The 25,997-nt window shown below is 70.5% G+C and carries 15 protein-coding genes and 3 pseudogenes; 7 read left to right on the top strand and 11 right to left on the bottom strand.

The window, feature by feature from the left end; translation table 11 throughout:
- Positions 1-9: 9 nt before the first annotated feature.
- The 4 genes from AQJ67_RS42200 to adh all read left to right on the top strand — a co-directional run bounded on the left by AQJ67_RS42200 (position 10) and on the right by adh (position 5,214).
- A complete protein-coding gene (locus AQJ67_RS42200) occupies positions 10-1,218 on the top strand; it encodes an ROK family transcriptional regulator (RefSeq protein ID WP_062725107.1) in 1,209 nt (402 codons plus the stop codon).
- A 355-nt stretch (positions 1,219-1,573) separates the two neighbouring features.
- Positions 1,574-2,173 carry an N-acetylmuramoyl-L-alanine amidase gene (locus AQJ67_RS42195; protein ID WP_062725105.1) on the top strand — a complete coding sequence of 200 codons (600 nt, stop codon included), beginning with the start codon at positions 1,574-1,576 and terminating at the stop codon, positions 2,171-2,173.
- A 94-nt stretch (positions 2,174-2,267) separates the two neighbouring features.
- The gene (locus AQJ67_RS42190) at positions 2,268-3,584 is read left to right on the top strand and encodes a GAF domain-containing protein (RefSeq protein WP_062725103.1); all 1,317 of its coding nucleotides are present in this window, start codon (positions 2,268-2,270) and stop codon (positions 3,582-3,584) included.
- A 106-nt stretch (positions 3,585-3,690) separates the two neighbouring features.
- On the top strand, positions 3,691-5,214 hold the full coding sequence (adh, locus tag AQJ67_RS42185) for an aldehyde dehydrogenase (RefSeq protein WP_062725101.1): 1,524 nt from the start codon (positions 3,691-3,693) through the stop codon (positions 5,212-5,214).
- A 128-nt stretch (positions 5,215-5,342) separates the two neighbouring features.
- Here the strand turns inward: adh and AQJ67_RS42180 are convergent, their stop codons facing one another.
- From AQJ67_RS42180 to AQJ67_RS42135, 10 genes and pseudogenes are all read right to left on the bottom strand, one after another.
- Positions 5,343-6,083 (bottom strand): transposase, encoded by a 741-nt coding sequence (locus AQJ67_RS42180; RefSeq protein ID WP_244190786.1) that lies wholly within the window; start codon positions 6,081-6,083, stop codon positions 5,343-5,345.
- A gap of 60 nt (positions 6,084-6,143) precedes the next feature.
- Positions 6,144-6,389: pseudogene (locus AQJ67_RS42175) on the bottom strand (DUF5655 domain-containing protein); the annotation flags it as partial.
- A gap of 677 nt (positions 6,390-7,066) precedes the next feature.
- Complete coding sequence (locus AQJ67_RS42170; RefSeq protein ID WP_341846199.1) at positions 7,067-9,784, bottom strand: helix-turn-helix transcriptional regulator; 2,718 nt, start codon at positions 9,782-9,784, stop codon at positions 7,067-7,069.
- A 155-nt stretch (positions 9,785-9,939) separates the two neighbouring features.
- The gene (locus tag AQJ67_RS42165; RefSeq protein ID WP_062725097.1) at positions 9,940-11,067 is read right to left on the bottom strand and encodes a methyltransferase; all 1,128 of its coding nucleotides are present in this window, start codon (positions 11,065-11,067) and stop codon (positions 9,940-9,942) included.
- Positions 11,068-11,263: 196 nt separating this feature from the next.
- Entirely contained in the window at positions 11,264-11,446 is a 183-nt protein-coding gene (locus AQJ67_RS42160; RefSeq protein WP_062725095.1) for a hypothetical protein, read from the bottom strand.
- 228 nt (positions 11,447-11,674) lie between these two features.
- Complete coding sequence (locus tag AQJ67_RS42155) at positions 11,675-12,604, bottom strand: class I SAM-dependent methyltransferase (protein ID WP_244190784.1); 930 nt, start codon at positions 12,602-12,604, stop codon at positions 11,675-11,677.
- Positions 12,601-13,716 carry a Gfo/Idh/MocA family protein gene (locus tag AQJ67_RS42150; protein WP_062725093.1) on the bottom strand — a complete coding sequence of 372 codons (1,116 nt, stop codon included), beginning with the start codon at positions 13,714-13,716 and terminating at the stop codon, positions 12,601-12,603. Before AQJ67_RS42150 ends, AQJ67_RS42155 begins: the two co-directional genes overlap by 4 nt.
- Before the next feature lie 7 nt (positions 13,717-13,723).
- On the bottom strand, positions 13,724-15,034 hold the full coding sequence (locus tag AQJ67_RS42145; RefSeq protein WP_062725091.1) for a B12-binding domain-containing radical SAM protein: 1,311 nt from the start codon (positions 15,032-15,034) through the stop codon (positions 13,724-13,726).
- A 14-nt stretch (positions 15,035-15,048) separates the two neighbouring features.
- On the bottom strand, positions 15,049-16,209 hold the full coding sequence (locus AQJ67_RS42140) for a Gfo/Idh/MocA family oxidoreductase (protein ID WP_079056529.1): 1,161 nt from the start codon (positions 16,207-16,209) through the stop codon (positions 15,049-15,051).
- Complete coding sequence (locus AQJ67_RS42135; protein ID WP_279616925.1) at positions 16,206-17,774, bottom strand: hypothetical protein; 1,569 nt, start codon at positions 17,772-17,774, stop codon at positions 16,206-16,208. The genes AQJ67_RS42140 and AQJ67_RS42135 overlap by 4 nt, the downstream gene beginning before the upstream one ends.
- A gap of 323 nt (positions 17,775-18,097) precedes the next feature.
- On the opposite strand from AQJ67_RS42135, the gene AQJ67_RS42130 reads away from it, so the two are divergent.
- From AQJ67_RS42130 to AQJ67_RS50920, 3 genes and pseudogenes are all read left to right on the top strand, one after another.
- Entirely contained in the window at positions 18,098-18,451 is a 354-nt protein-coding gene (locus AQJ67_RS42130) for a condensation domain-containing protein (protein ID WP_159058935.1), read from the top strand.
- Between the two features lie 505 nt (positions 18,452-18,956).
- Entirely contained in the window at positions 18,957-19,112 is a 156-nt protein-coding gene (locus AQJ67_RS48050) for a hypothetical protein (protein ID WP_159058934.1), read from the top strand.
- 286 nt (positions 19,113-19,398) lie between these two features.
- Positions 19,399-19,759, top strand: a pseudogene (locus AQJ67_RS50920) (DNA polymerase III); the annotation flags it as partial.
- A 179-nt stretch (positions 19,760-19,938) separates the two neighbouring features.
- On the opposite strand, the pseudogene AQJ67_RS50315 reads toward AQJ67_RS50920, so the two are convergent.
- A pseudogene (locus AQJ67_RS50315) lies at positions 19,939-25,992 on the bottom strand (type I polyketide synthase); the annotation flags it as partial.
- Positions 25,993-25,997 lie beyond the last annotated feature (5 nt).

Below are 25,997 nucleotides of genomic sequence, written 5' to 3'. Positions count from 1 at the left end.
GACGGAGGCATGACCGCACCGCCGCACGAGGCCCACCCGACCGGAGTGGGACGCGCGCTGCCCAACACCCAGCAGGGAATGCGCCGCCGCAACCTCGCCAAGGTGATGCACACCGTCAATGCCGAGGGGCCTCTCTCGCGCGCCGCCGTCGCCTCCCGCATCGGGCTGACCCGCGCGGCCGTGTCCACCCTCGTCGACGAGCTGATCCGCTCGGGGCTCCTGGAGGAGCTCGGCCCCGAGCGGCCCGGCCGGGTGGGCCGTCCCGGATCGGCGCTGGCCGTCAGCGGGCGCGGCCCGGCGGGGATCGGGGCGGAGGTCGGTGTCGACCATCTCGCGGTCTGCGCGGTCGACCTGCGCGGTGAGGTGCGGTCCAGAGCGGTGCGGCACGGCGGGAACCGGGGCCGCGACCCCGAGCCGGTGATCGAGGAGCTCGGTGAGCTGGTACGCCGGGTCGTCGCCGAGGCCGAGAGCGAGGGGCTGTGGCCTGCCGGACTGGCGGTGGCCGTGCCCGGTCTGGTGGCGCGCGACGCCCGCACGGTGGTACGCGCCCCGAACCTCGACTGGCGCGACCGGGACCTCGGCGATCTGCTCTCCGTCGACTTCCCGCTGACCGTAGGCAACGAGGCCAACTTCGGCGCCCTCGCCGAACTCTGGCTCGGCGACGGCACGCCGCGTGACTTCCTGCATGTGTCGGCGGAGATCGGCATCGGTGCGGCGGTCGTGGTGGACGGCGGTCTGCTGCGCGGAACGCACGGTTTCGCGGGCGAGTTGGGGCACGTTCCGGTCCAGCCGGACGGACCGGACTGCCCGTGCGGGGGGCGCGGATGCCTGGAGCAGTACGCCGGTGAGGAGGCGGTGCTGCGCGCGGCCGGGCTGGAGCCGGGCGAGGACCGCGTCGGACTGCTCGCGGGGCGTGCCGCCGAGGGCGACGCGGACGTACGGCGTGCCCTGCGCGACGCGGGAACGGCGCTCGGTATCGCGCTGACGGGTGCGGTCAATCTGCTGGACCCGGAGAGTGTGGTGCTGGGCGGTGCGCTGGCCGGGCTCGCCCCGTGGCTGCTGCCCTCGCTGGAGGCCGAGCTGGACCGGCGCACCGCCGGGCCGGCCTGCCCGGTGTCCGTGTCGGGCCTGGGTCCCGAGGGGCCGCTGCTGGGGGCCGCCCACTCGGTGGTGCGCGGCGTGCTGGACGATCCGGTGGCGGTCGCGGAACGGGGCTGAATCCGGGCGGGGGGTGAGTCCGGTTCCGCCGCGTGGGGGGGGTGAGTCCGGTTCCGGGCGTGGGGTAAGTCCGGTTCCGGGTGGTGAGACGCATCCGGTGCCGGGCATGGGGCGTGTCCGGTTGCGGGCGATAAAAACCCCTGTTCCAGACCGAGTTCACCCACGAGGGTGAGCGAGTTGTCCACAATCCCGCGCCTGTCCACGGAACCCAGGCTCGCCCTTCTGCCCAACCCGCGGGCGACGTACCGTGATTCACGCGAGGAGCAGCCGTCGTGGCACGGCGACGGGGGCACGAGGTCCAATTCGACGGGCCCGGCCCTCCAGCCGACCTCAACTCGGAAAGGCAGCACCCTTCGTGAACCGCAAGAGACCACGCCCCAGCCGACGTCAGCTCCTCCAGGGCACCGCCCTCGCCGCCGTCCCCTACGTCCTGCTCCCCGAATGGCAGGCCGGTGCGCATGTCCCCGGACCTGACTACCCCCTCGCCGAGTGGCGGCCGGCCAGCGCCGCGAACTACACGGCGGCGAACCGCCCCATGACCCATCCCGTCGATCGAGTGATCATCCACATGACACAGACCACCTACACCAAGACCCTGTTCCTCTTCGAGAACCCCAAGAAGAAGGTCTCCGCCCACTACGTCGTCCGGTCGGCCGACGGACACACCTCCCAGTGCGTTCGCGAGTCGGACATCGCCTGGCACGCCGGGGACTGGGACCACAACACGCGGAGCATCGGCATCGAGCACGAGGGCTGGGTGGACCGGTCCGGCTACTTCACCGACGTCATGTACGAGGCGTCCGCCCGGCTCACGGCGGCCGTCTGCACCAGACACGGCATACCGAAGGATCGCGCGCACATCATCGGGCACTACGAGGTGCCGGGCACGGACCACACCGACCCCGGACCGAACTGGGACTGGGCGCACTACATACGACTGGTCAACGGCGTCTGAGGGCGCGCAGGGTTCGCACCGCCGCACCCAGGGGTGCCCATCGTTCGGGTGAGCCGGGTCGAAGAGGTTGTCCGGGTGCGCACCCGGAGTGACGATGTCCCCAGCCGCATCGCCTTCCGGGGAGGCCGAGTTGAGCGATCCATGGGTGGCCCTGGAGCCGGGGGCCGACGCCGCCGAGCGGGTACGGGTACTGCGCCGTGCGCATGAGACGTTCACCGAGGCGGGCACCGTACCCAAGCCTGTGCGTGCCGTGGTCGCGGACTCGTGGCGGCGTTCCGCGCGGGCCGGGGTCGGCCCGGACGTGACGGCGAGCGTGGAGCTCGCGGACAGCGATCTCGGCGCCTATCGCGCGGAGCATCCGCTGGCACGGGTGATGCCGCTGTTCCGGGAGTTGCTGGGCACGTTCGCCGCCGACGGCGAGCATCTGCTCGCGGTGTGCGACGCGCACGGCCGGCTGCTGTGGGTCGAGGGCCATCCGACGACCCGGCGAAGGGCGGGAGGGATGAACTTCGTGCCGGGCGCGCGGTGGGCGGAGAGCGCCGTCGGGACGAACGCGCCGGGTACGGCGGTCGCCGTGGACCGGCCGGTGCAGGTGTTCGCGGCCGAGCACTTCATCCGCCGGGTGCAGCCCTGGACCTGTGCGGCGGCACCGGTGCACGATCCACGCACCGGGCGGGTGCTCGGGGCGGTGGACATCACCGGTGGGGACGGGCTCGCGCATCCGCACAGCCTCGGGTTCGTGCAGGCGGTCGCGCGCGCCGCGGAGTCCCATCTGGCGCTGCTCGCCCCGCAGTCGCCCGCCGCGGACGCGCCCGAGCTGAGCGCGCTGGGCCGCGACGAGGCGCAGCTGCTCATCGGCGGCAGCAGGGTCAGACTCACTCGCCGGCACAGCGAGATCCTGGTGCTGCTCGCCCGCCATCCGGAGGGCCTGACCGGTGACGAGCTGCTGTGCGCGCTGTACGAGGACGAGTCGGTGACGCCCGTGACCCTGCGTGCGGAGCTGGCCCGACTGCGCCGGATCCTCGGCCCCGGGCTGTTCGGGTCACGGCCGTACCGGCTCACGGTGCCGGTCGAGTCGGACGTGGCGGTCGTCGAACGGCGCCTGGAGGCCGGTGCGATCACCGGGGCGGCCATGGCCTACGCCGGACCGCTGCTGCCCGGCTCCCAGGCGCCGGCGGTGGTGCGGCTCAGGCGGCGCCTCGCCGACGGCCTCCGTGCGGCGCTGATCGCCCGTCGCGATCCCGACCTGCTGGCCGACTGGGCGCACGCCCCGTGGGGCGAGGACGACCTCGACGTGTGGCGAGCACTGGCCGCCGTACGCCCGACGTCGGCGGTGCGGTCGCGGCTCGCCGCGCTGGAGTGCGAGCTGTCGGCAGCGCCGCCCCCCTGGCGGCACCCTCCGGCCCACTGACCACCCACCCCCGCGGCCGCGCAACGTACTTGCAACCTCGCCGTTGCTAGCCTCGCGGCGAGAGCTGCCCAACGGCGGGCAGCGCTTCTTCGGGAGGCAGAGCAGTATGACCCGTTACGCGGCGCCCGGCACCGAGGGTGCGATCGTCTCCTACCAGGCGCGCTACGACCACTTCATCGGCGGTGAGTACGTGCCGCCGATCCGGGGGCAGTACTTCGAGAACCCGTCGCCGGTGAACGGGCAGCCGTTCACCGAGATCGCGCGGGGCACGGCGGAGGACGTGGAGCGTGCGCTCGACGCGGCGCACGCTGCCGCGCCCGCGTGGGGCCGGACCTCGGTGACCGAGCGCGCCGACATCCTGCTGAAGATCGCCGACCGGATGGAGGCGAACCTGGAGAAGCTGGCCGTCGCCGAGAGCTGGGAGAACGGCAAGCCGGTACGAGAGACGCTGGCCGCCGACATGCCGCTCGCCATCGACCACTTCCGCTACTTCGCGGGGGCGATCAGGGCGCAGGAGGGCTCGCTCGGCGAGGTCGACGACGACACGGTGGCGTACCACTTCCACGAGCCGCTCGGCGTGGTCGCGCAGATCATCCCGTGGAACTTCCCGATCCTCATGGCGACGTGGAAGCTCGCGCCGGCGTTGGCCGCGGGCAACGCGGTGGTGCTCAAGCCGGCCGAGCAGACCCCGGCCTCCATCCACTACTGGCTGAGCCTGGTCGCGGACCTGCTGCCACCGGGCGTCGTGAACATCGTCAACGGCTTCGGCGTGGAGGCGGGCAAGCCGCTGGCGTCCAGCGCCCGGGTGGCCAAAGTGGCGTTCACCGGCGAGACGACGACCGGCCGGTTGATCATGCAGTACGCCTCGGAGAACATCATTCCGGTGACCCTCGAACTCGGCGGCAAGTCCCCGAACATCTTCTTCGACGACGTGTGGGCGGCGAACGACGACTTCCGGGACAAGGCCCTCGAAGGCTTCACCATGTTCGCGCTCAACCAGGGCGAGGTGTGCACGTGCCCGTCGCGGGCCCTGGTGCAGCGCGGCCAGTACGCCGAGTTCATGGAGGCGGCCGTCGCCCGCACCGAGCAGATCAGGACCGGCCACCCGCTGGACACGGACACGATGATCGGCGCGCAGGCCTCCAACGACCAGCTGGAGAAGATCCTCTCCTACCTCGACATCGGGCAGCAGGAGGGCGCCCGGGTCCTCACCGGTGGCGAACGCGTCGAGCACGAGGGTGAGCTGAAGGGCGGCTACTACGTGCAGCCGACGATCTTCGAAGGCGACAACCGCATGCGGATCTTCCAGGAGGAGATCTTCGGTCCGGTCGTCTCAGTGACGCCCTTCGACGACTTCGACGACGCCGTCAAGATCGCCAACGACACGCTGTACGGGCTCGGCGCGGGGGTGTGGACACGGGACATCAACACGGCGTACCGCGCGGGCCGCGCGATCCAGGCGGGCCGGGTGTGGACGAACTGCTACCACGCGTACCCGGCCCACGCGGCGTTCGGTGGTTACAAGGGGTCCGGCATCGGGCGTGAGACGCACAAGATGATGCTGGAGCACTATCAGCAGACGAAGAATCTGCTGGTGTCGTATTCGCCGAAGAAGCTGGGCTTCTTCTAACGAGCTCGTGCACGGTAGGCGGTGAGACGTCGAGGGCTTCGGCGGGACTCGGTGCTCACGTCTGCTGTGCCGAGGCGAGGTCCGCGGTTTGCTGGTGGGACAGCAGAGCGGCGACGGCCTGGACGATGTCACTCATGTGCTCGCGGCGGCCGAGGTGGCGGGCCAGCGCGATGCAGTGGTGTCACCACGCGTCCACCGGTCTGGGCGCCCAGGCCCTGGTAGCCGGCATCCGCGAGGATCTCCACCGCGGGCCCATCGGCCAGAAGCTGAACGAGCCCCAACTGGCGGGCGTGGGTGATGTCCGCGCAGCTGCCGGGACTGGTCGGACTGCAGAACAGCACCCGGCCGTCCCCGTCAGTGACGACCATGGTCTTGACCGCGTTCTGCTTGTTCTTGCCGGAGATGAACGCCTCCCGGTCCTTGCGCCCGGCGGCCGGCCGGCGGACCCGGATCTCGGTGCCGTCGACGATCCCGGTCTTCCCGTCGGCACCGAGGGGGTAGATGACCTCGGCCAGGGTCCGCAGCCGCACCCCCGGGCTGATGGTGCAGCCTCGCTCGGCGAGCAAGGGCCGCACTTCTGCGATGGCCCGGGTGATGGTGGAGCGGTCGACACCGAACCAGCAAGCGAGAACGTCGTGCGTGGTGGCATGCCGGAGGTGCACGAGCGTGGCCAGGAGCCGGTCGACGAACGCCAACCGGTGCTTCGCGCCAGCGCCGATCGCTCGCTTTCGCGGCTTGGACGCGAGCTTGGCTTGGTGCCGTTCGTGCCACAACGGGCCCAGCTCTGTGACGATTTCAGCGATCACGTCGCCCGACAGGCCAGTGATCCTCCGGTCGCTGATGATCGCTGCACGAGACACGTTCCCCACCACACGACCGTGATCAACGATCAGCAGCTCAACGTCTCACCGCCTACCGTGCACGAGCTCGTTAGCTGCGTTCCTAAACTCGACGATGACGGGCGATCCGTTCTCGTCCAGGCCGAGCGAATCGATCCGGCCCCCGTGGACCGGCCCGGTGCCGTACTCGCTCGCCAGGAATCGGACGCCCAACAGCGTCTCCATGTGCGCCTCGACCAGACCTTGCACTTCGGCCTCGACCTCAGCAAGGCGCGGCGTGACCTCGGTGACGCCGCTATTCGTGGTGTCCGTACGGAACAGCTTCAAGCCGACCACCCCCGTTATCGCATCGGAGATCGACAACGTCGGGCGGGCGGTGATTTGTTTCCGCAACGGCCGTTAAGCCTGCGAAGAACGTGTGCTGGAGGGCCGATCGACAGGGTCAGTGCCCCGGCTCACGGAACGAGCGCCCCCGGCGCACGCGCGTTCCGTCGGCATCCAGCACGAATCCAGCACGGTAAACATCAAGGGGCCTGACCCCGAAGAGCCAACCCCCATGTGACCTGCGTGTTTGCCAGATCAGCGAAGTGACGCTAGGTCACCCGCTACACGTTGAAGCGGAATTCCTCACACGCCCCGTCCTGCCTGCCATACTCCTTGCTCCGCACTGGTCCCCCCGGCGAGAGATCCACTTCTGGCGCGGCAGCCCACAGGGCCGAGCCGACGGTTGGCCGCGTGGCCAACAGCGGCCAGGAACAGTCAGAAACACCTGAATAGGGGCCGATCCAGGCGGGAATCGAGAACTCCCGGTCGGAGGGCAAAACACCTGGTCAGGCGCCTGCTTTGGCTAAGACGGGCCAGGGATGGCGGCACCGGTCGTCTCCGCAGTTTGCCCACTCTGACCTGGGGTTTCCTCAGATTCCATGACCAGCACCGCCCACGCGTGACCAACCGGCCAGGAACTTCATGTGACCTCGTCCAGCACCATGCGCCGAGCTGTCCCCGACGCGGGCTTACGGGCCCTCCGGCCCGTCACCGGGTGTAGGAACGGTGAGCATCAGCGACTGCCGCAGAATGCCGGAGAGGGCTGAGCGGCGGCGGATCCGGAGTTTGCGGTAGACCCGCGTCAGATGCTGCTCGACCGTGCTCACCGTGATGAACAGCCGCTTGGCGATCTGCCGGTTGGACTTGCCCTCCGCCGCCAGTGACGCGACCCGCCACTCCGCTTCCGACAGTCTCGACGTGGCCTGAACGGTCTGTGGGACCACCGCAGGGTCCGTGCGCGCCATTGATGGGAAGGGCGGGGGAAGCAGCACCTGTTGTGACACACCGCACCAAGGGACCAGGTCCAGCGCCTCGTTCTGACGCGCACGGGCCTCGCTCGTGTTCCCATCGGCAAGAGCGAGGCGGCTCAGTTGCGTGAGGACCGCAGCCAGCGGCAGTCGGCTGCCCGTGAGCCGGAGAGCTTGCTCGGCCTCCTCCAGATGGGCTCTGCGCTGCTCCGGGGCATCGGCCAGGACAGTCACGGCTCGGCCGCGGTCGTCGGACGGCCGCGGACACAGCGTGGCGAGTTCCGCTTCCGTCATGCGCCGCGCCTCCTCCGGCGCACCCAGCGCCAGATATGCCTCCGCGGCACTGGCACGCCAGCCGAGCAGGTCGATCCCCCGGGCGTGGGACGGCTCGCATGCCGGAGCGCATGAGAGGAAGGCGTCCAGCGCCGCGTCCGCCTGACCCGCAGCCAGGAGCCATCGGCCCCGCGCCATGGCGTACAACGCTCCGAAGAACGATCCCTGCATGTTTGGGGGGACCGGGCGTTCCAGGTAGTCGGCCGCACGGTCCAGGTCACCCAGCACGGTGTGAGTGTTGATCAGCGTCGACAGGGGGAGACCTATGGTGATGCCCCAGTTGTGGTCGGGCAGGAGCTGCAGGGCGGATGCCGCCTGTGCCGCGGCGGTGCCCACGTCCCCGAGAGTCCAGCGGATGTGGGCGTGTACACCGGCCAGGAAGGCCTGCCGGGCCGGAAGGCCGCGAGGGGGGCGACCCAGCAGTTCGGCGCAGGAACGGTCGGCGAGCCCCAGGTCGCCTTCCCACACCAGCCTCAGTACGGACACGAGGTCGGCGGTCCAGAACCGGCGAGGGCCATTGATTCCTTCGCACCCCGGGGCACCGTCCGGATCCGGGCCCCCTTCGTGCGGCTGAGCCCAGCGCGCAGCGCCGGCCGCCGGGAACCCCCGTGGGGGAGTCCGGTGCTTGCCGGACCGCGAACCAGAAGAAGCACGGTACTGGGTGAGCTCTTCCAACAGCCCCGGTCGCAGATATCCGAGCAGCGTCCGGTAATCCCGTACCAGTTCCTCGCTGGGGTCGTGACCGGGACCGCAGAGTTCGACCACCTCGGCGAGTGTCTCCCGCGCGAGATCAATCTTGCCGAACCAGAGGAGCCAGGTAACCGACAGCCGCAGGGAGGCGCAGCAGACCTGACGCTCACGCGCCGCTGCCAGCAGGCGCCGAACCTCCGGCTCCGCCGCCGCGGGGCTGGTGCACCACAAGGTGTCGATCAGCGCCGTGGTGACCTCGTCGCGGGACTGGTCGTCGAGGTCCGCCCGGTCGGCAAGGCGCAGGCAGGCGACGCACTCCTCCACCTGGCCGTCGAGCAGCAGTTGGTGCGATGCGTGCAGCAGCACACTCACCTGCGAGACGTCCGGTACGCCGCCGGTTATGACCAGGTGCCGGGCCACGACAGTCGTCGGCGCGCCGTCCGCGAAGAGGAGCTCGGCGGCCCGCCGGTGAAGATTTCGCAGACGGTCGCCGTCCATAACTCCCAGCACGAAGCCAGGAACGGCCGGGTGCCGGAACCCGTTGTCCGCCAGCAGGCCCGCCGCTTCGAGTTCCTCGAGGTGGCTCCCCGTCACCACCGGGCACTGTTCCAGCAGCCGTGCCACCCGGGGCGGGGTGGCGTTCTCGCCCAACACGGCCAGCCCCTCGACGCACCTGGCGAGATGCGGATGACGGACCAGCAAGCCGAGATAGGCGGTCCGGAAGCCGTCACCCACCGGGACGGCGTCCCCGCAGTGCGCAGGACCCACCTGGCCCAGGTCGCGGAGGAGTGCCGTGACCAGAGCGGGGTTTCCTCCGCTGATCGCGTGTACGCGGGAGGTCAGTCGACGGGCGGTGGCGACGTCGGTCCGCTCCCTCAGCAGCCGGTCCACCTCAGCCTCACCCAACACGGGCGTCTCGATCAGACGGGCGCCGAGGCCGACGAATTCCAGCGGACAGAGGGCGCCGCCGTCGGAAGTCCGAGGAAAGACCAGCGCCACAGTGATGGCATGGGGTTCGATCCGCCGGGTGATATGCAGAAGACACGACTGCGAGGCCGTGTCCATCTGATGGGCGTCGTCGATGAGAAGTAAGAGGGGTTTCCGGGCCGCACACGCGGCCATTTCCGAGACGATTTCCCGCATTAACCTGGGTAACAGGCCCGGGTGCTCCCCCTCGTCGATCAGTCGTAAAAGAGCGGACTGTAAGTCCTCCGGAATTCCCGGCGTGTGCGTGAGCTGGGACAGAATAGCGAAGCGAATGGGTCGCTCGTCGCGGAACCCACTCGCGTTCAGACACAGTGCGCCGGATCCCATGGATTTTCTTCTGATGTCCGCCAAGGTGTGGCTCTTACCTGTTCCAGGACCGCCCTGAATTACCAGAACACCCATCACAACACCCCTGTCCGCAGGATTCACGGAGCCGTTCAGTTACGAGTTCATGGTGTGTGGGAGTTCCCCCACACACCATGATCAATTCTAGGACACGATGGATGTCCGTCCGGCTTACGAATCAGACCTTGGCCTTGTCCTTACCTATTCATGAAGGACTGATTGATTAGGCGTAAGCCGCTTCACTTGGTGCCGACGACCATGTACTCGGGACCGTCGAGATGGGTGACGGAGACCTCGCGGAAGCCTGCCTCCGTCAGCCATGCCCGGCACTCGGCACCGGTGTAACCGAGCCCGCCGGCCGACACCAGGGAAACGTTGAGGCTGGTTAGCATGCCCGTGGTGTTGCAGCGCCGCTCGTCGTCTACGAGCATCTCGTAGACGAGAAGGGAGCCGCCCGGCCGCAGTGCCTCGTACGCCTTGCGGATCAGCATCTGCTTGATGTCGAGGTTCCAGTCGTGCAGGACGTGCCCCATCACGAGAACGTCCCCGGACGGCAGCGGGTCCGTGAAGAAGTCGCCGGGCGCGAATCGGACCCGGTCAGCGATGCCGACACTTTCCAGATAGACCCGGAAGCGGTCGGCGACCTGCGGAAGGTCGAACCCGGTGCCGGTCAAGTGCGGGTGGGCGGCCATGACATGGCCGAGGAACGCGCCCTCGGAGCAGCCGACGTCGATCACCTCGCGCACCTCGCTCCAGTCGAAGGCGGAGGTCAGCGCCTGGTGGGCGCCCAGGCTGAACCCGGTCATGGAGCGGACGAACCCGGTGACCTGCTCGGGGCTGGCAAAAGCCTCGCCGAAGGTGTCAGCCTCGGCGTCCGCATCGGTGAGCACGGCACCCGAGGCCGTCGAGGCGCCGCCATCGGCCGCCGCCCGGAGAGCCTCGGAGAAGTCGAGCCGGTCACCGCTGCGGAGCACCGCGGACATCTGGGACCAGGCGGGGAAGGCGGAGTTGAGGTACTCCAGGTAACCGGAGATGTCCTGGGCGGGCTTGCCCGGGTCCAGGTAAGCGTCCGCCAGTTCCGTGTTGCGGTACACCCCGTCGTCGGAGCGCTCCAGCAATCCGATCGAGACCAGGACATCCAGGAAGTCCGACGCGCCCCGCCCCTTCAGGCCCAGCCGCGCGCACAGTTCCCCGGCGCTGATCGGCCCCTTCACCAACTCCGCAAAGACGCCCATTTCCACCGCGCTGAGCAGCGCCTTCGAGGTCCAGAACGCGGTGGCGATGGAGATGATCTCGTGCGGGGAACGCCGTCCGGGCGCGCTCGTGTCCGTGTTCGTGTTCGTGTTCGTGTTCGTGTTCGTGCTCATTCTGCGGCTGCCTTTCGTGAGGGTTTCATTTCATGAGGGTTATGCGACGGTGTGTCTCATAAGGTGAGGCGGAGGTCCTCGTACGCGGCGTCGCCGATGGCGAGTGTGGGCCTCATGGCGGGACTCCACGCGAAAGCCCAGCCCCGGTCGGCGTTGCCACAGGGGTGGTCGGTCAGGCCCACCCGGTGGCGGGCCGTCATCGCTGTGGATCCAACCGGAGGCCACCGTCCTCGAACAGCGAGGTGCGTTGGGCACCAGTGCCCAGCAGAAGTGTTCTGGCCGCGGCGTGGGCGAGATCGAGCGTGCAGGTCGGCCGCCCGGTGATCGGCCCCGGCCGGAACCGCAGGGCGCCGGTGGTCAGATCGGCGAGGAGTTCCACTACCGCCGCGGTTCCGTCAGGCGCGTCAGTGACGCGCAGTCCGCCCCGGATGGCCGTCTCCTAGTCTGGCGGCGCACCCCCGCATGCCACATCCGCCGCCGCGAGCCAAGCCGGGGCGAACAGCGGGTACCGGCCGTTCCGGGCCGTCGGCGAAGCGGTGACCGCGTCGGCCGCGGTGACGGCCCGTACGCCGGCCCGTACGCCGGCCCGGCGAAACGTCCGTGTCACTCACCGGGGCCTCCGCGCCAAAGTGAACCGGACTGTCGACCTGCTGGTCAGGCTCCCGTCCGGGGCGGTCAGCCGGGCCAGTTCGGCGTTCACCGCGGCCTCGGCTGCGGGGCGGGAGTCCTCGGGTACTCCCTCCCAGAACTGGCGTCCCGCGGTCGACCATAACCACCGCCACCACTGCTCCGCGTCGGCGAAGCGGGTGACGCACTCCTCCTCGACGGTCTCCACCTCGGTGAATCCCACTTCGGCCAGCAGAGCGTGGAACGCGGGGACGGAGCGGAACGGACTGGCGTCGCCGACCGTGTGCCAGGATGCCGCCCGGCCGTAGGGGGCGCTCGCTACGAACACCGGGGTCCAGTGTGGATCGCCCTCGCCCCACCAGGAGACCGCCAACCGACCGCCGGGGCGCAGCAGTTCACGGTAGCGGGCGGTCGCGACATGGGGGCGGGGGAAGAAGAACAGGCAGATCCCGGCAAGAACGGCGTCGAGGGAACCGGCCGCGACGGGAAGGTCCCGCGGGGAGACCGTCTCCGCGTCGCCCTGTACGGCGCGGGCCTGGACGAGTCCGAGCCGGGCGATCTCCTCCCTCGCGCGGGCCACCATGCCCGCGGACAGGTCCAGGCCGGTCACCTCCCCGTGCACACCGACCGCGCGGGCGGCGGGCACCAGTACGGCTCCGGTGCCGCAGCCCACGTCCAGGACGCGCTGCCCCGGCCGGAGCCGGGCGTGGGCGACCAACCGCTGTCCGAGCTGCGCGAAGTGGTCCACGCCGACCCGCTCGTAGCTCGGCGCATTGCGGTCGAAGAGCCCGGCCAGCGCCTCTTTCCCGTCCGGTTCTCCGCAGGTTCGCCCGTCCGGCTGCCCAGCCCTCTGCGGGTCCGTCATCCCGTCGGTGTCGACACCGGCCGCGTGGGGCGATGTGCTGTTCACAAGATCCTCTCCTTGAGAGCGTCGTAGGCCGGTACCGGCCCGTCGATCCGCTGGGGCCGGCCGGTCGCGGCGGACTTGTAGACGGCGCTCACCACGGCCACCGCCTGCCGCCCGGCCGCCGCGTCGACCAGCGGCGGCCGGCCCTCGCGCACCGCGTCGCAGAAGTCCACGAGCTGGTCTCGGTGCGGCTGGTACAGCAGGCCGCAGCTGTCGCGAGCGGTGTCCCGGACCAGTGCCGAGGCATATTCGTCGGACTGGTCGGCCGCGCCGAACGCCCCGTAGGCGGGCGCCTGTTCGCCCTCCGCGGCCAGATGCAGATAGGCGATTTCATCGTCGTCGATGACGACCGAGCCCCGGTCGCCGTGCACCGCCAGCCGGGCGGTGCGGCCCGGGTAGGCGGCGGTGGTGGCGAGCAGTGTGCCCAGGGCGCCGCTCGCGAAGCGCAGGGACGCGGTGGCCACGTCCTCCACCTCGATACCGGGATGGGCCAGGCGCGCGGTGTGCGCGTGCACCTCCACCACCGGCCCGGCCAGCCACTGCACCAGGTCCACCGCGTGGATCGCCTGGTTCATCAGGGCACCGCCGCCGTCCAGCTCCCGGGTGCCACGCCAGGTTCCGGAGGCGTAGTAGGCGGGGCCCCGCCACCAGGCCAGTTCGGCCGTGGCGGAGGTGATCCGGCCCAGCCGGCCCGCCCGGACCGCCTCGTGGGCGAGACGGGCGGCCGGATCGAAGCGGTGCTGCGACACCACGCCGAGCACCCGTCCCTCGGCACGGGCCACGGCTGTCAGCCGGTCGGCCGCCTCGGGCGTGACGTCGACGGGCTTCTCCACCAGCACGTGTTTGCCCGCGCGCAGCGCGGCCTCGGCCAGCTCGGCGTGGGTACCGCTCGGGGCGCACACCAGGACGGCGTCCACGTCCGGCCGGGCCAGCAGACCCGGCACGTCCAGCGCGGCACAGCCCACCTGTGCCGCCGCGTCCCGGGCTCGGGAGGCGTCCCGGCCGGCGAACGCGGCGAGGCGGGCCCGGCCCGCCAGCAGCGGGTCGTCGCGGGTGAGGAGCCGGGCGAGGAAGCCGCCGATCGACCCGCTTCCGATGATGCCGAAGGTCAGCACGGCCGCCTCACCCGGCCACTGCCATGGCGTTGCCCAGATAGTTGGGCAACGCGGTGAGTCGGCGTTCCTGTCCGTCGAGGTCCGCCGGGTACCGCTCGCGGTAGCGGCGGGTGACCTCACGGACCTCTTCCCAGGTGGCGGGCGCCGTACCACCGTTGAGGTCGGCGGCCAGCTGGTCGTAGAGCGGGGTGCCGGGGCGCAGGAACAGCTGGTTGAGGCCGAACCAGGCCGGCATCTCCGATGCCCAGTCGACCAGCCAGTCGGAGACACAGGCCTCGTCGTCGGGCAGGCCGAGCAGGATGAAGGCGAAGGGGGTGATGCCCGCGTCCTTCAGTTTGAGCACCGCGTCGCGGATCTGCTGCTCGGTGACCCGCTTGTGCACACTGGTACCGGCCACCGAGGGTGACTCGGCGCCCAGCCACATGCCCTGGCACCCCGCCTCGGCCCACTGCCGGACATCGGTCTTGAGGACGATCTCCGCCCGGGTCTGGCCCACCCAGCCGATGTCCCGGCCCTTGAGCCGTTCGCAGATCTCGCCGTAGAAGGCCTTGTTGATGCCGAAGACGTAGTCGAGGAAGAACTGGAAGCGCAGTCCGCCGCGCTGCTGCGCGTCCACCTCGGCCAGTACGCGGTCGACCGGGTTCAGCCGCATGCGGGTGCCGAACGGGAGATGGCAGAACGTGCAGCCGTAGGTGCAGCCGCGGGCAGCCAGCACCATGCCGCTGGGGCCCCGTTGCGGCAGGCCGTCGACGATGACCTCTGCCGTGTAACGCTCCAGGGGGACCAGGTCGTAGGCGGGCAGCGCCCACTCGTTCAGGTCGAGGTTCGGGTAGGGGCGGGGGCTGTTGCCCACGACGGTGAGAGGAACCGCGCCGGGTGCCGGAAGATCCCCGTACAGCACCGGGGCGGTGATTCCGTCGGTGAGTGCCCGGACCCCGTACACGGTCGCCGAGTCGGACTCACCGACGGCCACGTGCTCCACACCCAGCTCGATCAGGGTGGCTCCGGGCAGCTGGGTGCCGTGCGGGCCGACCGCCATCGTGCGGGCGGCCGGGAAGTGCTGCCGCGCCCGGTCAAGGGCGACGCGGACGGGAGCGAGGTCCAGCGGGTAGCACTGGGCACGGTCGGCGATGGCCGTGGAGAGCACCAGCAGGTCGGGGGCCTCGCCTTCCGGGGGCGTCTCCTGCAGGCGCTGGTCCCAGACGGTGACGGTGTGCCCGTCGGCCCGGAGCCGGCCGGCCGCGGTCAGGACGTCCAGCGGGACCTGGATGAAAAACCGGTCGAATCGATTGGTGGGAATCACCAGGCAGATACGCATGGGGTGGGGGGACCTCACAGACGGATGGAGGGCGTGTCGGCCGGAAGCCGGGAAGGAACCGACGGTGTGCGCGAGGAACGGGCCGCCTCGGCGAGCAGGCCGATGCGCGACACCCCGCGCAGGTCGAGGGCGGGCGGGCCGGACGGGGACAGCAGTGCCGCGATCGACCAGCGCAGTGCGGTGTCCAGCGGGGAGTCGTGGACGAACCACTCGCGCCGCAGGTCGGGACCGGTCGCGGTCAGCCAGTGGGTGTTGCGCGGCAGCCGGGTGCCCTGCGGGAGGGTCACCGGATCCAGGGTCAGGCCGAACCGGATCAGTCCGGCGTCGACCTCGACGTAGCGCTGCCGGCTCTCGTCTGCCGTGACGGGCAGGTCGAACCAGCCCGGCATCGGCACCTGGCCGCGGGCCGCGGGACCCACGACGGTGGAGTACAGCTCCACGGCGACTCCGCCGGCCTCGGCCACCTCGTGTGCGGCTGCGCTGACCAACTCGGGGTCGCTCGCCACGCGCAGGTGGTCCGGCTCGGGGGAGGCAGCGAGATAGGCGTCGAAGGACTCTTGCGGCAGGGCCTCGCGCAACAGGGCCAGCATGTGCAGCCACTCGTAGCCGAACACGCCGTGGTCCCGGTCGACGAACCGGCCCGCCGCGATGTCGTCCCGCCGGTCCTTGCCGAACCCCACGCGCACCGCCCGCAGCGGGTGCTGCGGGGCGAGCTCCCGCAGCATCGAGCGCAGCAGGGCCATCGACGTGGTGTGCCGGTACTGGTCCATGGTGACCAGCCGGGCCTCGGGGTGGGACGCGAGCAGCGCGGTGATCCGGGGGATCTCCCAGGTGCGGCACAGCGGTTTCTCCACCAGCAGCCGGGCCTTGGGGTCCGTTTCCAGAATGGCCGCCACGGTGTCGACATGAGTGGCGGTCGGCGAGCACACCGACCAGATGTCCACGGCACGGTGCCGTACGGCGGCGTGGATCCGGTCGAAGGCCGGCACCCCCGGGGGCGGGGCGACGGCGGACGGGTCGACCACACTCAGGGCGAAGCCGAGGTTGCCCAGCAACCGCAGGTGCAGCCGGCCGGCGGCGCCGTGACCCACGACGCAGACATGCGCTCCCGACGTATGAGGGGCCTCGGGACTGCCGGAGTCATCGGGCAGGCCGGTGGCCCCGGGTGCCGTCATCGGGTCTCCGAGGTCGTGCCGTCCTGCGCCGGGGCGGCCGGACGGCGGCTGCCCGGGGCCAGGTACTGCTCGTAGTACGCGGCGAACAGACCGGCCTCATCGATCACCTGGTCGACGGGTTCCAGATGAAGACCGGGACCGAGCCGGTCCGCCTCGCGGCACAGCAGCCTGGCGGCGATCAGCGTGCCCGCCCGGTAGGCGTCGTACCCCCGGTTGGCGATGCCCTCGTACTCGAACAGGTTGAGCGAACGACCGTCGCCGAGAAGGGTCGCTGTGGTGCCCGTGGGCAGGGTGTAGCGCACTCCGACGTACGGGATCTCGGTGGAGCTGAGTCCCTCGAACCCCTCGCTGAGCACGCTGAAGTCCTTGGTGGCGAACCCCGCCAGATACACCCCGTCCGGCAGCAGCGGCAACTCCTCGTGGGTGAGGGCGAGTTCACCGGTGTTGCCGATGACGAGGAAGGGGGAGTGCGCCCGCAGTGCCTCGGCCGTGCTGGTGTAGGTCTCGTAGCCGTGCTCGGCGGCCGTGATCAGCGCGAGCATGTCGGTGTCCACCACGGCGACCCTGACGCCCTGGGAGCGCAGGTAGTGCGCCACGCGCGCGCCCAGCGTGCCGAAGCCGAGCAGCAGCACGTGCCGGCCGAGGAATTTCTCGCCGGGCAGGATGGCCCGCAGCCGGCGAACGCAGGAGTCGGCGATCTCATGGTAGCCGAGCATGGTCTTCAGTCGGGAGCGTGCCATGTTCAGTACGGGCACGGTCAGTTCGCCCGGTGCGCCCGCGATGCGCTTCAGACCGCTGACGGTCAGCTCCAGCGCGCCGTCGATGTGTTCGTCCAGCACACCGTCGGCACCGTAGCCCTGGGCCAGCAGTCCACCGTCGTCGATCACCAGAACCTTGCGCCCCGAGGCGTGTGCCTGGCGGATGAACTGGTCCACCTGTTCGTTGACGGCGAGAGCGTAGGCGCGCTCCGCCGTGTCGGCCGAGCCGTTGATGACCGAGTTGTCGAGGACATCACTGCGGTACCCGCGGTGCAGGAACCAGGCATGCACCCGCTCCCTGTGCAGGGTCCGGTCGCCCTTGGAGAGCGCGAAGATCCACTTCGGGTCGATCCCGGCGCGCTCCATGCCGAGCAGGAAGCCGACGCTGTTCTCCACGTAGTGGTCCCGGAAGACCAACGCCCAGTCACGGAACGCGGGTTCATCCGTCGCGTACCGGTCGACCAGGGGCATGCCCCGGACGATCGAGTCGATCTCCGCGTCGGTGTAGCACTGGCCGCGCAGGTTCACGGCCCGCACCAGCCGGGCGAAGACGGCGTCGGCGCGCTCGGAGAGTGGTCCGGCAGCGGCGATCAGCACCTGACTGAGGACGGCCGGCGGGTCGGCGGCGTCCAGCGTACCGGGGGCCGATTCCGCGATCTCCCGACTGCGGATTCGGACCGGAACGCCGTCCAGAACAATCCGGTATTCCCCGGCGCCTGGTTTACCTACGTCATGGAGTTCATCGAGCGGTATTCCCTCTCCGCGCAGCACCGAAAGCACGATGTCAAGCAGGGCCGACGTCGCCATACGACTGTCGATAATTTCATAGCGGCCGTCCGGTAAACATGCGGATATTCCATCTTCGACTGCGGTGACCGAAGATTCGCTTGCAGAAACATCCATCGACTCGACCTCTTCTTGTGAATTATTCCGACACTCCATTCAGCTGCCCGAAATTCTACGGACGCCGAGGCGAGGCCTCCCACCCCCTACACCCCCTACAGACCCCTACAGACCCCTACTCGAGGGGGAAACCTCCGACTTCGGCCTTCACCTCTGGTTCGCGTACGAAAAGGCGCCATGGGGTGCCAGATAATGAATAGGACAAGAGAGGGGCGACGGTGGAGAAAATGGATGGAATTGAGCATTCGGCAGGTCTATCGTCCGTCGCTGCCGGAACACACCGCGAGCTGTGCTCCCTGGAGGCGTTCTATCTGATGCCCCGCGCCCGGGCATTGCTGGCTACGGTGTTCCGGGGCGACCCGGACGCGAAACGCCTTGCCGAGGCGTTCGCCGCCAAGGTGGCTCAGCACCCCTCGCTGCGCCGCCGAGTCGTGATGGCAGGCGAACGCCCCGCCTTCCAGCCGCTCCAGCCGGCGGAGGCACCCGCCCTCGGCCTGCGGCCGGGCAGCCCGGAAGCGGTCGAGGACGAGTGGAACAATCCCCTGCAGGCGGACGGGCCGCTCATCCGGCCACTCTGCTGAGCAACGGGGACGAGCACACCCTCGTTCTGTGCGCGGACCACCTCGTCTGCGACGGCGGGAGTCTGTTCGCACAGCACGCCGGGATCTGGCACTTGTACGGCGAGCCGGCCGACAGGCGCGCCGCGACGGCGCTCCCGCCGACGGCCTTGCCGCCTCCCATCTCCCAGCCCCTGCCGCCGAGCCGTCCCGAGGACGCCGCGGAGTTCGCCGCCGGGCTCGTGGAGCAGGTCCGCCGTCACCCCGTCTCGGCGCTGCCGTACGAGGCACAGCGCATCGGCTGGCGCCGGGCTCCGTCCGCACCCGCCGTGTCCTGCTCGAACTGGCCGCATGTGCCCTGTCTCGGGTGGTTTGATCAACTGTTAGCTGTTCCTTGCGAATCGGTCGGGTTCCCCACAGGCATGCCGGTGCCCGGGTTGAGGGTCCTGGCCTCTCGGAGCCTCGCGGTCCCTTGACCTGCGAGCCGAGAGGTCGACGGACGCACCGGATGGCAAGGAGAACAGTCACCGTGGTCGACATCGTCGAGATTTACGTGCACTGGTACGCGGGCCGGTCCAAGAGCCAGGTGGCCGCCTCGCTGGGGGTGGACCGCAAGACGATCAGGAAACCGCCGCAACCACCACCTGGGGAATTACGTGACCATGCCCCCTGGGGCTTTACGTGACCGTCGGCGCTCCCCCGACATCGCGTCCACTTCGATGACGGATCGGTGGCCGGCCTTGAGTGCCTCCTCCTTCCGCCATTGCTCATCGCGCCCTTTGCTGGATCGATTCATACGCCACAACCACCACCCGCCGGACGCACTCCCGACGAGAACGACCCCACCGACGAGGTACGGCCAGATCACCTTCCAGAACACGACCAGCAGAACGAGGCAGACGACACCCGACCCCTCGTCGTCCGCGACGAACAGCCCGCGCCCCTTGTGCGCCCGCACCCGGTGCGCCGCGTCCGGCAAACTGCGTCGCGCCGCGGACGAAGGCGTTCCCCTCGTGGACGAGCTGACCTACCTACGACTGCTGGAGAATGTCCAGCCCGGCCAGGCCAAAGGCACAGCCCGCGCAGGCACAGCCAGGCAGCGCCGCGCGGCCGATAAACCCGAGGATGCGACGACCGCACAGCCCGCGTCCGTCCCGAGTGTCCCGGCACAGCGGACGGCCGCAACGACCCTGCCTGCTGCCGGGGAAAGTCAGTTGCTGGCCGGGCGTCGGGTCCTGGTTCTGGGCGGTACGCATGAAGAGGCCGTGGCCGCACGAGCTCGTGCCGTTGCTCTTGGTGCCTCCGCGGCGGTCAACCTCTCGGCCAGCAAGGTTGGTGGCGGGGCCGTAGAGAGTGCGCAGACTGGGAGGAGCGCACCTCGACCGACTCTGGAGGACTACCCGCGGGAGATCCAGCGCCGTCTGTTCGGCTGAGGGCTCCGGCCGGTCCCCGCAACGGGCGAGGGGCCTTGCCGGATCTCTCCGGCAAGGCCCCCGGCGGGCGCTGGACTCCTACCGTTCGTCGCGGCGGAAACGCCGGTCGAGGAAGGCGAGTACCTCCTCCTCGCTCGCGTCCTGGAGCGTGTCCACCGTCTCGGCGTGGCCGTCGCCGCCGCTGGGACTGAACGTGGTCTGCCAGCGCGACACGATCGCGTCGAGCCGCGCAGCGATCGCCTCGCTCTCGGGGTGTCCACCGGCGCTTGGTCCCGCAGGCAGGGACATCAGCGCCGCTTCCAGCCTGTCCAACTCGGCCAGCACGGCCCGCTCGGGGCTCTCCTCGGTGACGACCAGCCGGCTGACGAGGTGGTCGGCGAGGTCGGCGGGCGAGGTGTACTCGAACACCAGCGTGGTGGGCAGCTGCAGACCGGTCTTGTCGGTCAGCTGGTTACGGAACCGCACCGCCGCCAGCGAGTCGAACCCGGCGTCCCGGAACGAGACCTCCGGTGCGACCTCACCGGCGCTGGCGTACCCCAGTGCCGTCGCCGTCTCGCGGCGCACCAGATCCCGCACGTACTGCACGGCCTCGCCCCTGGGCAGCTCCGCCAGCCGCTCGGCCAGCGGCTTCTCGGCGCCGGCCGCATGACCGGCGCTCTGGATCGTCAGGTCCGGCAGCAGGGACCGCAACAGCGCGGGCACCCGGACGCCGCCTTGTGCGAGCCGGTCCAGATCCAGCGGTGCGGGGACGACCGCCGCCGGACCGTCGAGCAGGGCCCGGTCGAACAGCCGGGTCGCCGTCTCGGCGGTGATCGCCCTCAGCCCCAACTGCTTGGCCGCCGCGGCGGTGTCGTCGAACAGCCCCCAGGCCAGCGAGACCGCCGGCATGCCCTGCGCCCGGCGATGCTCGGCCAGACCGTCCAGGAACGCGCTCGCCGCCGCGTAGTTGGCCTGTCCCGGCATCCCCAGGACCCCCGACACCGAGGAGAACAGGACGAACAGGTCCAGCTCCAGATGCCGGGTGAGCTCGTGCAGATGCCAGGCTCCGTCGGCCTTCGGCCGCAGGACCTCGGTGACCCGTTCACCGGTCAACGAGGTGACCACCCCGTCGTCCAGCGCTCCGGCCACATGCACCACCCCGGTCAGCGGGTGCTCCTCGCCGATCCCGGCCAGCATCCGGGCGACCGACTCGCGGTCCGCCACATCACATGCCACGAACTCCACGTGGGCGCCCAGTCCGACCAGCGTTTCCCGCAGTGCGTCCGCCTGCGGCGCCCCGGCCCCGCGGCGGCCGGCCAGCACCAGATGCCGTACGCCGTGACGGGTGACCAGATGCCGGGCGAACATCGCTCCCAACGCGCCCGTGCCCCCGGTCACCAGCACAGTGCCACCTTCCGCCAGGGCCGGCCGGGCAGGCCCGCTGTCGGCCGTCCGGACCAGTTGGGGAACCAGCAACTCGCCGTCACGTACCGCGACTTGCGGCTCGCTCGCGGCGGCCTCGGCCACGCGCGCCCACGGCACCGGCCCACCGGTGCCCGCGGGGATGTCCACCAGGGTGATGCGGCCCGGGTGCTCCGACTGTGCCGCCCGCACCAGTCCCCACACCGCCGCACCCGCGAGATCCACCACGGCCTCGCCCTCGCTCGCCGCGACGGCCCCACGGGTGAACACCACCAGCCGGTTGTCCGGCAGGTCGTCCCGGGTGACCCACGCCTGAAGCACGGCCAGCACGTGCTGTACCGCCCGGTGCACCGCGGACGGCAGCTCACCGTCCGAGGCGGACACCGCGGGTGATTCGGCGACGAGGATGTCCCATGGCTCGTAGGACCCTGCGGCCTCGGTGACGTCGGCGAACCGCAGGAATCCCGCCTCCGGGAACCCGCCGCTCACGTCACCGAGCAGCGCCACCACATCCTCGTCGTGGCGTTCCCCGATGTCCTCCAGCGGCCCGACCGGCACCCACTGCACCCTCAGAAGGTCGTCCTCCGCTCCCCGCTCGCCGGCGAGGGCGTCGGTGGACACGCACTCCCACTGGGAAACCTGGGCCGTGGCCACGGTGTTGCCGACTTCGTCGGCCAGGTCGAGCCGGTACGCGTCGTCGCCCACCGGGGTCAGGGCGACCCGCAACGCGGTCGCGCCCGTGGCGTGCAGCGAGACGTCCGTCCACGTCAACGGCGTCCGGACGTCCCCACCCGCAGCGATCAGCAGGGGGTGCAAAGCCGCTTCCAGCAGAGCCGGGTGAACGCCGAATCGGGTGGACTCGCCGGTCGCCTGTTGCGGCAGGGCGACCTCGGCGAACACCGCGCCGGCCCGCCGCCACACCGCTCGCAGCCCCTGGAACACCGGCCCGTACCGGTGCCCACGCTCGGCGAGCATGCCGTAGGCGTCCTCGACCGGTACCGGACGGGCGTCCGCCGGCGGCCAGGTCCGCTCGGTCCACGCGGGTTCGCCGGCCGCCGCGGAGAGCAGACCGGTGGCGTGCGCGAGCCAGTCGTCGTCCGTGTTCTCCCCACGCGCGTACACGGCGATCGAGCGCCGGTCCTCCTCATCAGGGCTGCCGACCACGATTTGCACCTGCACCGCGCCCTGGTCGGGAATCACCAGGGGCGTACGGACGGTCAGCTCCTGCACGACAGCGCACCCGGCCTCGTCACCGGCCCGCATCGCTATGTCGACGAGCGCCGCCACCGGCAGAACGGCTGCCGCGCCGATGCGGTGATCAGCCAGCCACGGGTGGGTGGCCTGCGACAGCCGGCTGGTGAACACCAGCTCATCACGGTCGGCCAACCGCACCACCGCGCCGAGCAGAGCGTGCCCGGCAGTGGACAGGCCCGCCCTGGCGACACCGCCCGTTCCCGAGGCCGCCAGCCAGAACCGTTCCCGTTGGAACGCGTAGGTCGGCAACTCGACCCGCTGGGTGCCCGAGACCCGCTGGGCGCCCGAGCGGGCGAACACCGCGCGCCAGTTGACGGCCACCCCACGGGTGTGGAGGAACGCCAGCGCCGCCATGGCCTCCCACACCTGCGGCCGGTCCTGCCGTTGCACGGCGACGAACTCGGCGTCCACGCCGTCCGGCCGAAGCGCGGTCAGCGCCGCGTCCGGGCCCAGCTCCACGAACCGGGTCACTCCCTGCTCACGCAGCCGGTCCACAGCTTCGGCGTACCGTGCCGGCCGCTCCGTGTCCGCTACGGCGAACACGGGCCGCTCTCCGACGAGTTCGCCGCTCTCCAGCGACACCAACGCGATCCGCGAAGGGCCGGACGACAGGGTCTCGGCAACCGCCGTCCCGCTCTCGTCGTCCCCGGTGGTCAGCAGCTTGCGGGCGTCGTCCAGCGACCACGCTCCCGCCACGTAGGCCGCCACCGCTTCGCCGGTCGAGTGCCCGGCGACGTAGTCCGGCGTGACGCCCCACGACGACAGCAACCGGAACAGGGCGACCTCGAACGCGAACAACGCCGCTCGCGCCCATCGGGGATCGGCGAGTTCGTCGTCGGTCGACGACCCCGCCGGCCACTCGGCGAACTGTGCGCGTACTTCGTCGTAGGCGTCCGCGAACACCGGGAAGGCTGCGGCGAGTTCACGGCCCATGCCGGCTCGATGAGCAGCCTGACCGGTGAACAGGAACGCTGTCCGGCCGCCTTGAGCGGCTGCTCCGGTCACCACACCGGCAGCGGGCTCCCCTTCAGCCAGTGCGGTGAGCCTGGCGATCAACTCGTCCCGGTCGGTGCCGAGAACGACCGCCCGGTGCCCGAAACTCGCCCGGGTGGAGACGAGTGCCGCACCTACGTCGACCGGGTCCAGTTCCGGGGCCGCTTCCACGTGTGCCGCGAGGCGTCGAGCTTGTTCTCGCAGCGCTGTCTCCGACCTGGCTGACAGCACCCACGGCACCACCGGCGGGGCAGTGACGTCCGCGCCCGTGACCGGAGTTGGTTCGGGGGCCTGTTCGAGGATGACGTGGGCGTTGGTGCCGCTGATCCCGAACGAGGACACCCCGGCCCGCCACGGCCGGTCGACCGTCGGCCACGGTTGTTGTTCGGTCAGCAGTTCCACCGCGCCAACCGACCAGTCCACCTCGGGGGTCGGTTGGTCCACGTGGAGGGTGGGGGGCAGTTGGCCGTGTCGCATCGCCAGCACCATCTTGATCACACCGGCGACACCAGCGGCGGCCTGGGTGTGGCCGAGGTTGGACTTGACCGATCCCAGCCACAGTGGGCGGTCTTCCGGCCGGTCCTGTCCGTACGTGGCCAAGAGTGCCTGGGCCTCGATCGGGTCACCCAACCGGGTGCCCGTGCCGTGGGCTTCCACCACGTCCACCTCGGCCGGGGCCACGCCGGCACTGGCCAGCGCCTGCCGGATCACCCGCTGCTGGGAGGGACCGTTCGGCGCGGTCAAGCCGTTCGACGCGCCGTCCTGGTTGATGGCCGAGCCCCGCACCACGGCGAGTACCTGGTGGCCGTTGCGCTGAGCGTCCGACAGCCGCTCCACCACCAACAAGCCGACGCCTTCCGCAACGCCGAACCCATCGGCGGTCGCTGCAAACGCCTTGCAGCGGCCATCGCCGCCCACCCCGCCCTGCATGGCGGACCCGGCGATGAAGACCCCTGGGGTGGCCATCACCGTCACACCGCCGGCCAGTGCCATCGAGCACTCGCCGGAGCGGAGTGCCTGGGCGGCGAGATGCAAGGCCACCAGGGACGACGAGCACGCCGTGTCCACCGTCACCGCGGGCCCCTCCAGGCCCAGCGTGTACGCGATCCGGCCCGACAGCACGCTGCTCGCGGCACCGGTGAGCAGGTATCCGTCCACTTCCTCCACGGCGTCCCCGACAGTGTCGTAGCCCGATCCTGTCCCGCCCACGAACACACCGGTCTTGCTGCCCTTCAGCGTGTTCGGGTCGATCCCGGCCCGTTCCAGCGCCTCCCACGCCGTCTCCAGCAGCAACCGCTGCTGCGGGTCCATCACCAGCGCCTCACGCGGTGAAATGCCGAAGAACGCCGCGTCGAACCCGGCCACGTCCTCGACGAACCCGCCCACCCGGGCAGAGCCGTCACCAGTCACATCCCAGCCGCGCTGTGTCGGAAACGTCGAGATGGTGTCGACACCGGCCGTGAGCAGGGCCCACAACTGTTCGGGGCTCTCCACGCCGCCGGGGAACCGGCAGCCCATCCCGACGATGGCGATCGGCTCGTCCACCGCCGTCGTACTCACCGGCGTCACCTGCACGGCCTCGACCGTGCCGGTCAGCCGCTGCCGCAGGTAGTCGGCCAGCCGTGACACGGTCGGGTGGTCGAAGGCCAGCGTCGCGGGCAGCCGCAGCCCGGTCGCCGTCGCAAGGCGGTTACGCAGCTCCACCGTCGTCAGCGAGTCGAAGCCCATGTCCCGCAACGCCTTCTCGGGGTCGACGACCTCGGCGGAGGCGTGTCCCAGGACGGTGGCGACGTGGCCGCGCACCAGGTCGAGGAGCAGTCGTTGCTGGTCGGCGGTGGTCAGTGCGGCCAGTCGCCCGGCGAGGCCGGTGCCGTCCTGGACTGCCACGCGGGCGACCGGACGGGCCGGACCGCCGGCACTCACCAGGCCCCGCAGCAGCGACGGCACCGACCCGGGCCCGCCGTGCCGTGGCAGGTCGAGCCCGACCGGGACCAGATTCGCTTCCGGGCGCCGGATGGCCAGATCGAACAACGCCAGCCCCTCGGCCGCCGACATGGCACGCACCCCGGCCCGGCCGAACCGGGCGTGGTCGGTGTGGCCCAGCCCGGTCATGCTGTTGCTGTCAGCCCACCAGCCCCAGGCCAGCGATGCGGCCGGCAGGCCCTGGACCTGACGGTGCGACGCCAGCGCGTCCAGGAACGCGTTGGCCGCGGCGTAGTTGCCCTGCCCCGCACCGCCCGAGGTGGCCGAGAAACTTGAGAAGAGGATGAACGCGTCGAGGTCCAGCCCGGCGGTCGCTTCGTGGAGGTACCACGCCGCGTCCGCCTTCGGGCGCATCACCGTGTCCACGCGTTCCGGGGTCAGTGACGTGATCGTCCCGTCGTCCAGTACAGCCGCCGCGTGGATCACTGCGGTGAGGGGGTGTTGTTCCGGTACCCCGGCGATCAGTCCGGCGACGGCGTCCCGGTCCGATACATCACATGCCACCA

This window comes from Streptomyces caeruleatus, from assembly GCF_001514235.1.
GTDB classification, from domain to species: domain Bacteria; phylum Actinomycetota; class Actinomycetes; order Streptomycetales; family Streptomycetaceae; genus Streptomyces; species Streptomyces caeruleatus.
This window is presented reverse-complemented; position numbering and strand designations above follow the sequence as displayed.

Coding starts and splice junctions, on each gene's coding strand:
- AQJ67_RS42200 (WP_062725107.1), top strand. CDS start 10: ATGACCGCACCGCCGCACGAGGCCCACCCGACCGGAGTGGGACGCGCG.
- AQJ67_RS42190 (WP_062725103.1), top strand. CDS start 2,268: ATGTCCCCAGCCGCATCGCCTTCCGGGGAGGCCGAGTTGAGCGATCCA.
- adh (WP_062725101.1), top strand. CDS start 3,691: ATGACCCGTTACGCGGCGCCCGGCACCGAGGGTGCGATCGTCTCCTAC.
- AQJ67_RS42165 (WP_062725097.1), bottom strand. CDS start 11,067: ATGAGCACGAACACGAACACGAACACGAACACGAACACGGACACGAGC.
- AQJ67_RS42145 (WP_062725091.1), bottom strand. CDS start 15,034: ATGCGTATCTGCCTGGTGATTCCCACCAATCGATTCGACCGGTTTTTC.
- AQJ67_RS42140 (WP_079056529.1), bottom strand. CDS start 16,209: ATGACGGCACCCGGGGCCACCGGCCTGCCCGATGACTCCGGCAGTCCC.
- AQJ67_RS42135 (WP_279616925.1), bottom strand. CDS start 17,774: ATGGCGACGTCGGCCCTGCTTGACATCGTGCTTTCGGTGCTGCGCGGA.
- AQJ67_RS42130 (WP_159058935.1), top strand. CDS start 18,098: ATGGATGGAATTGAGCATTCGGCAGGTCTATCGTCCGTCGCTGCCGGA.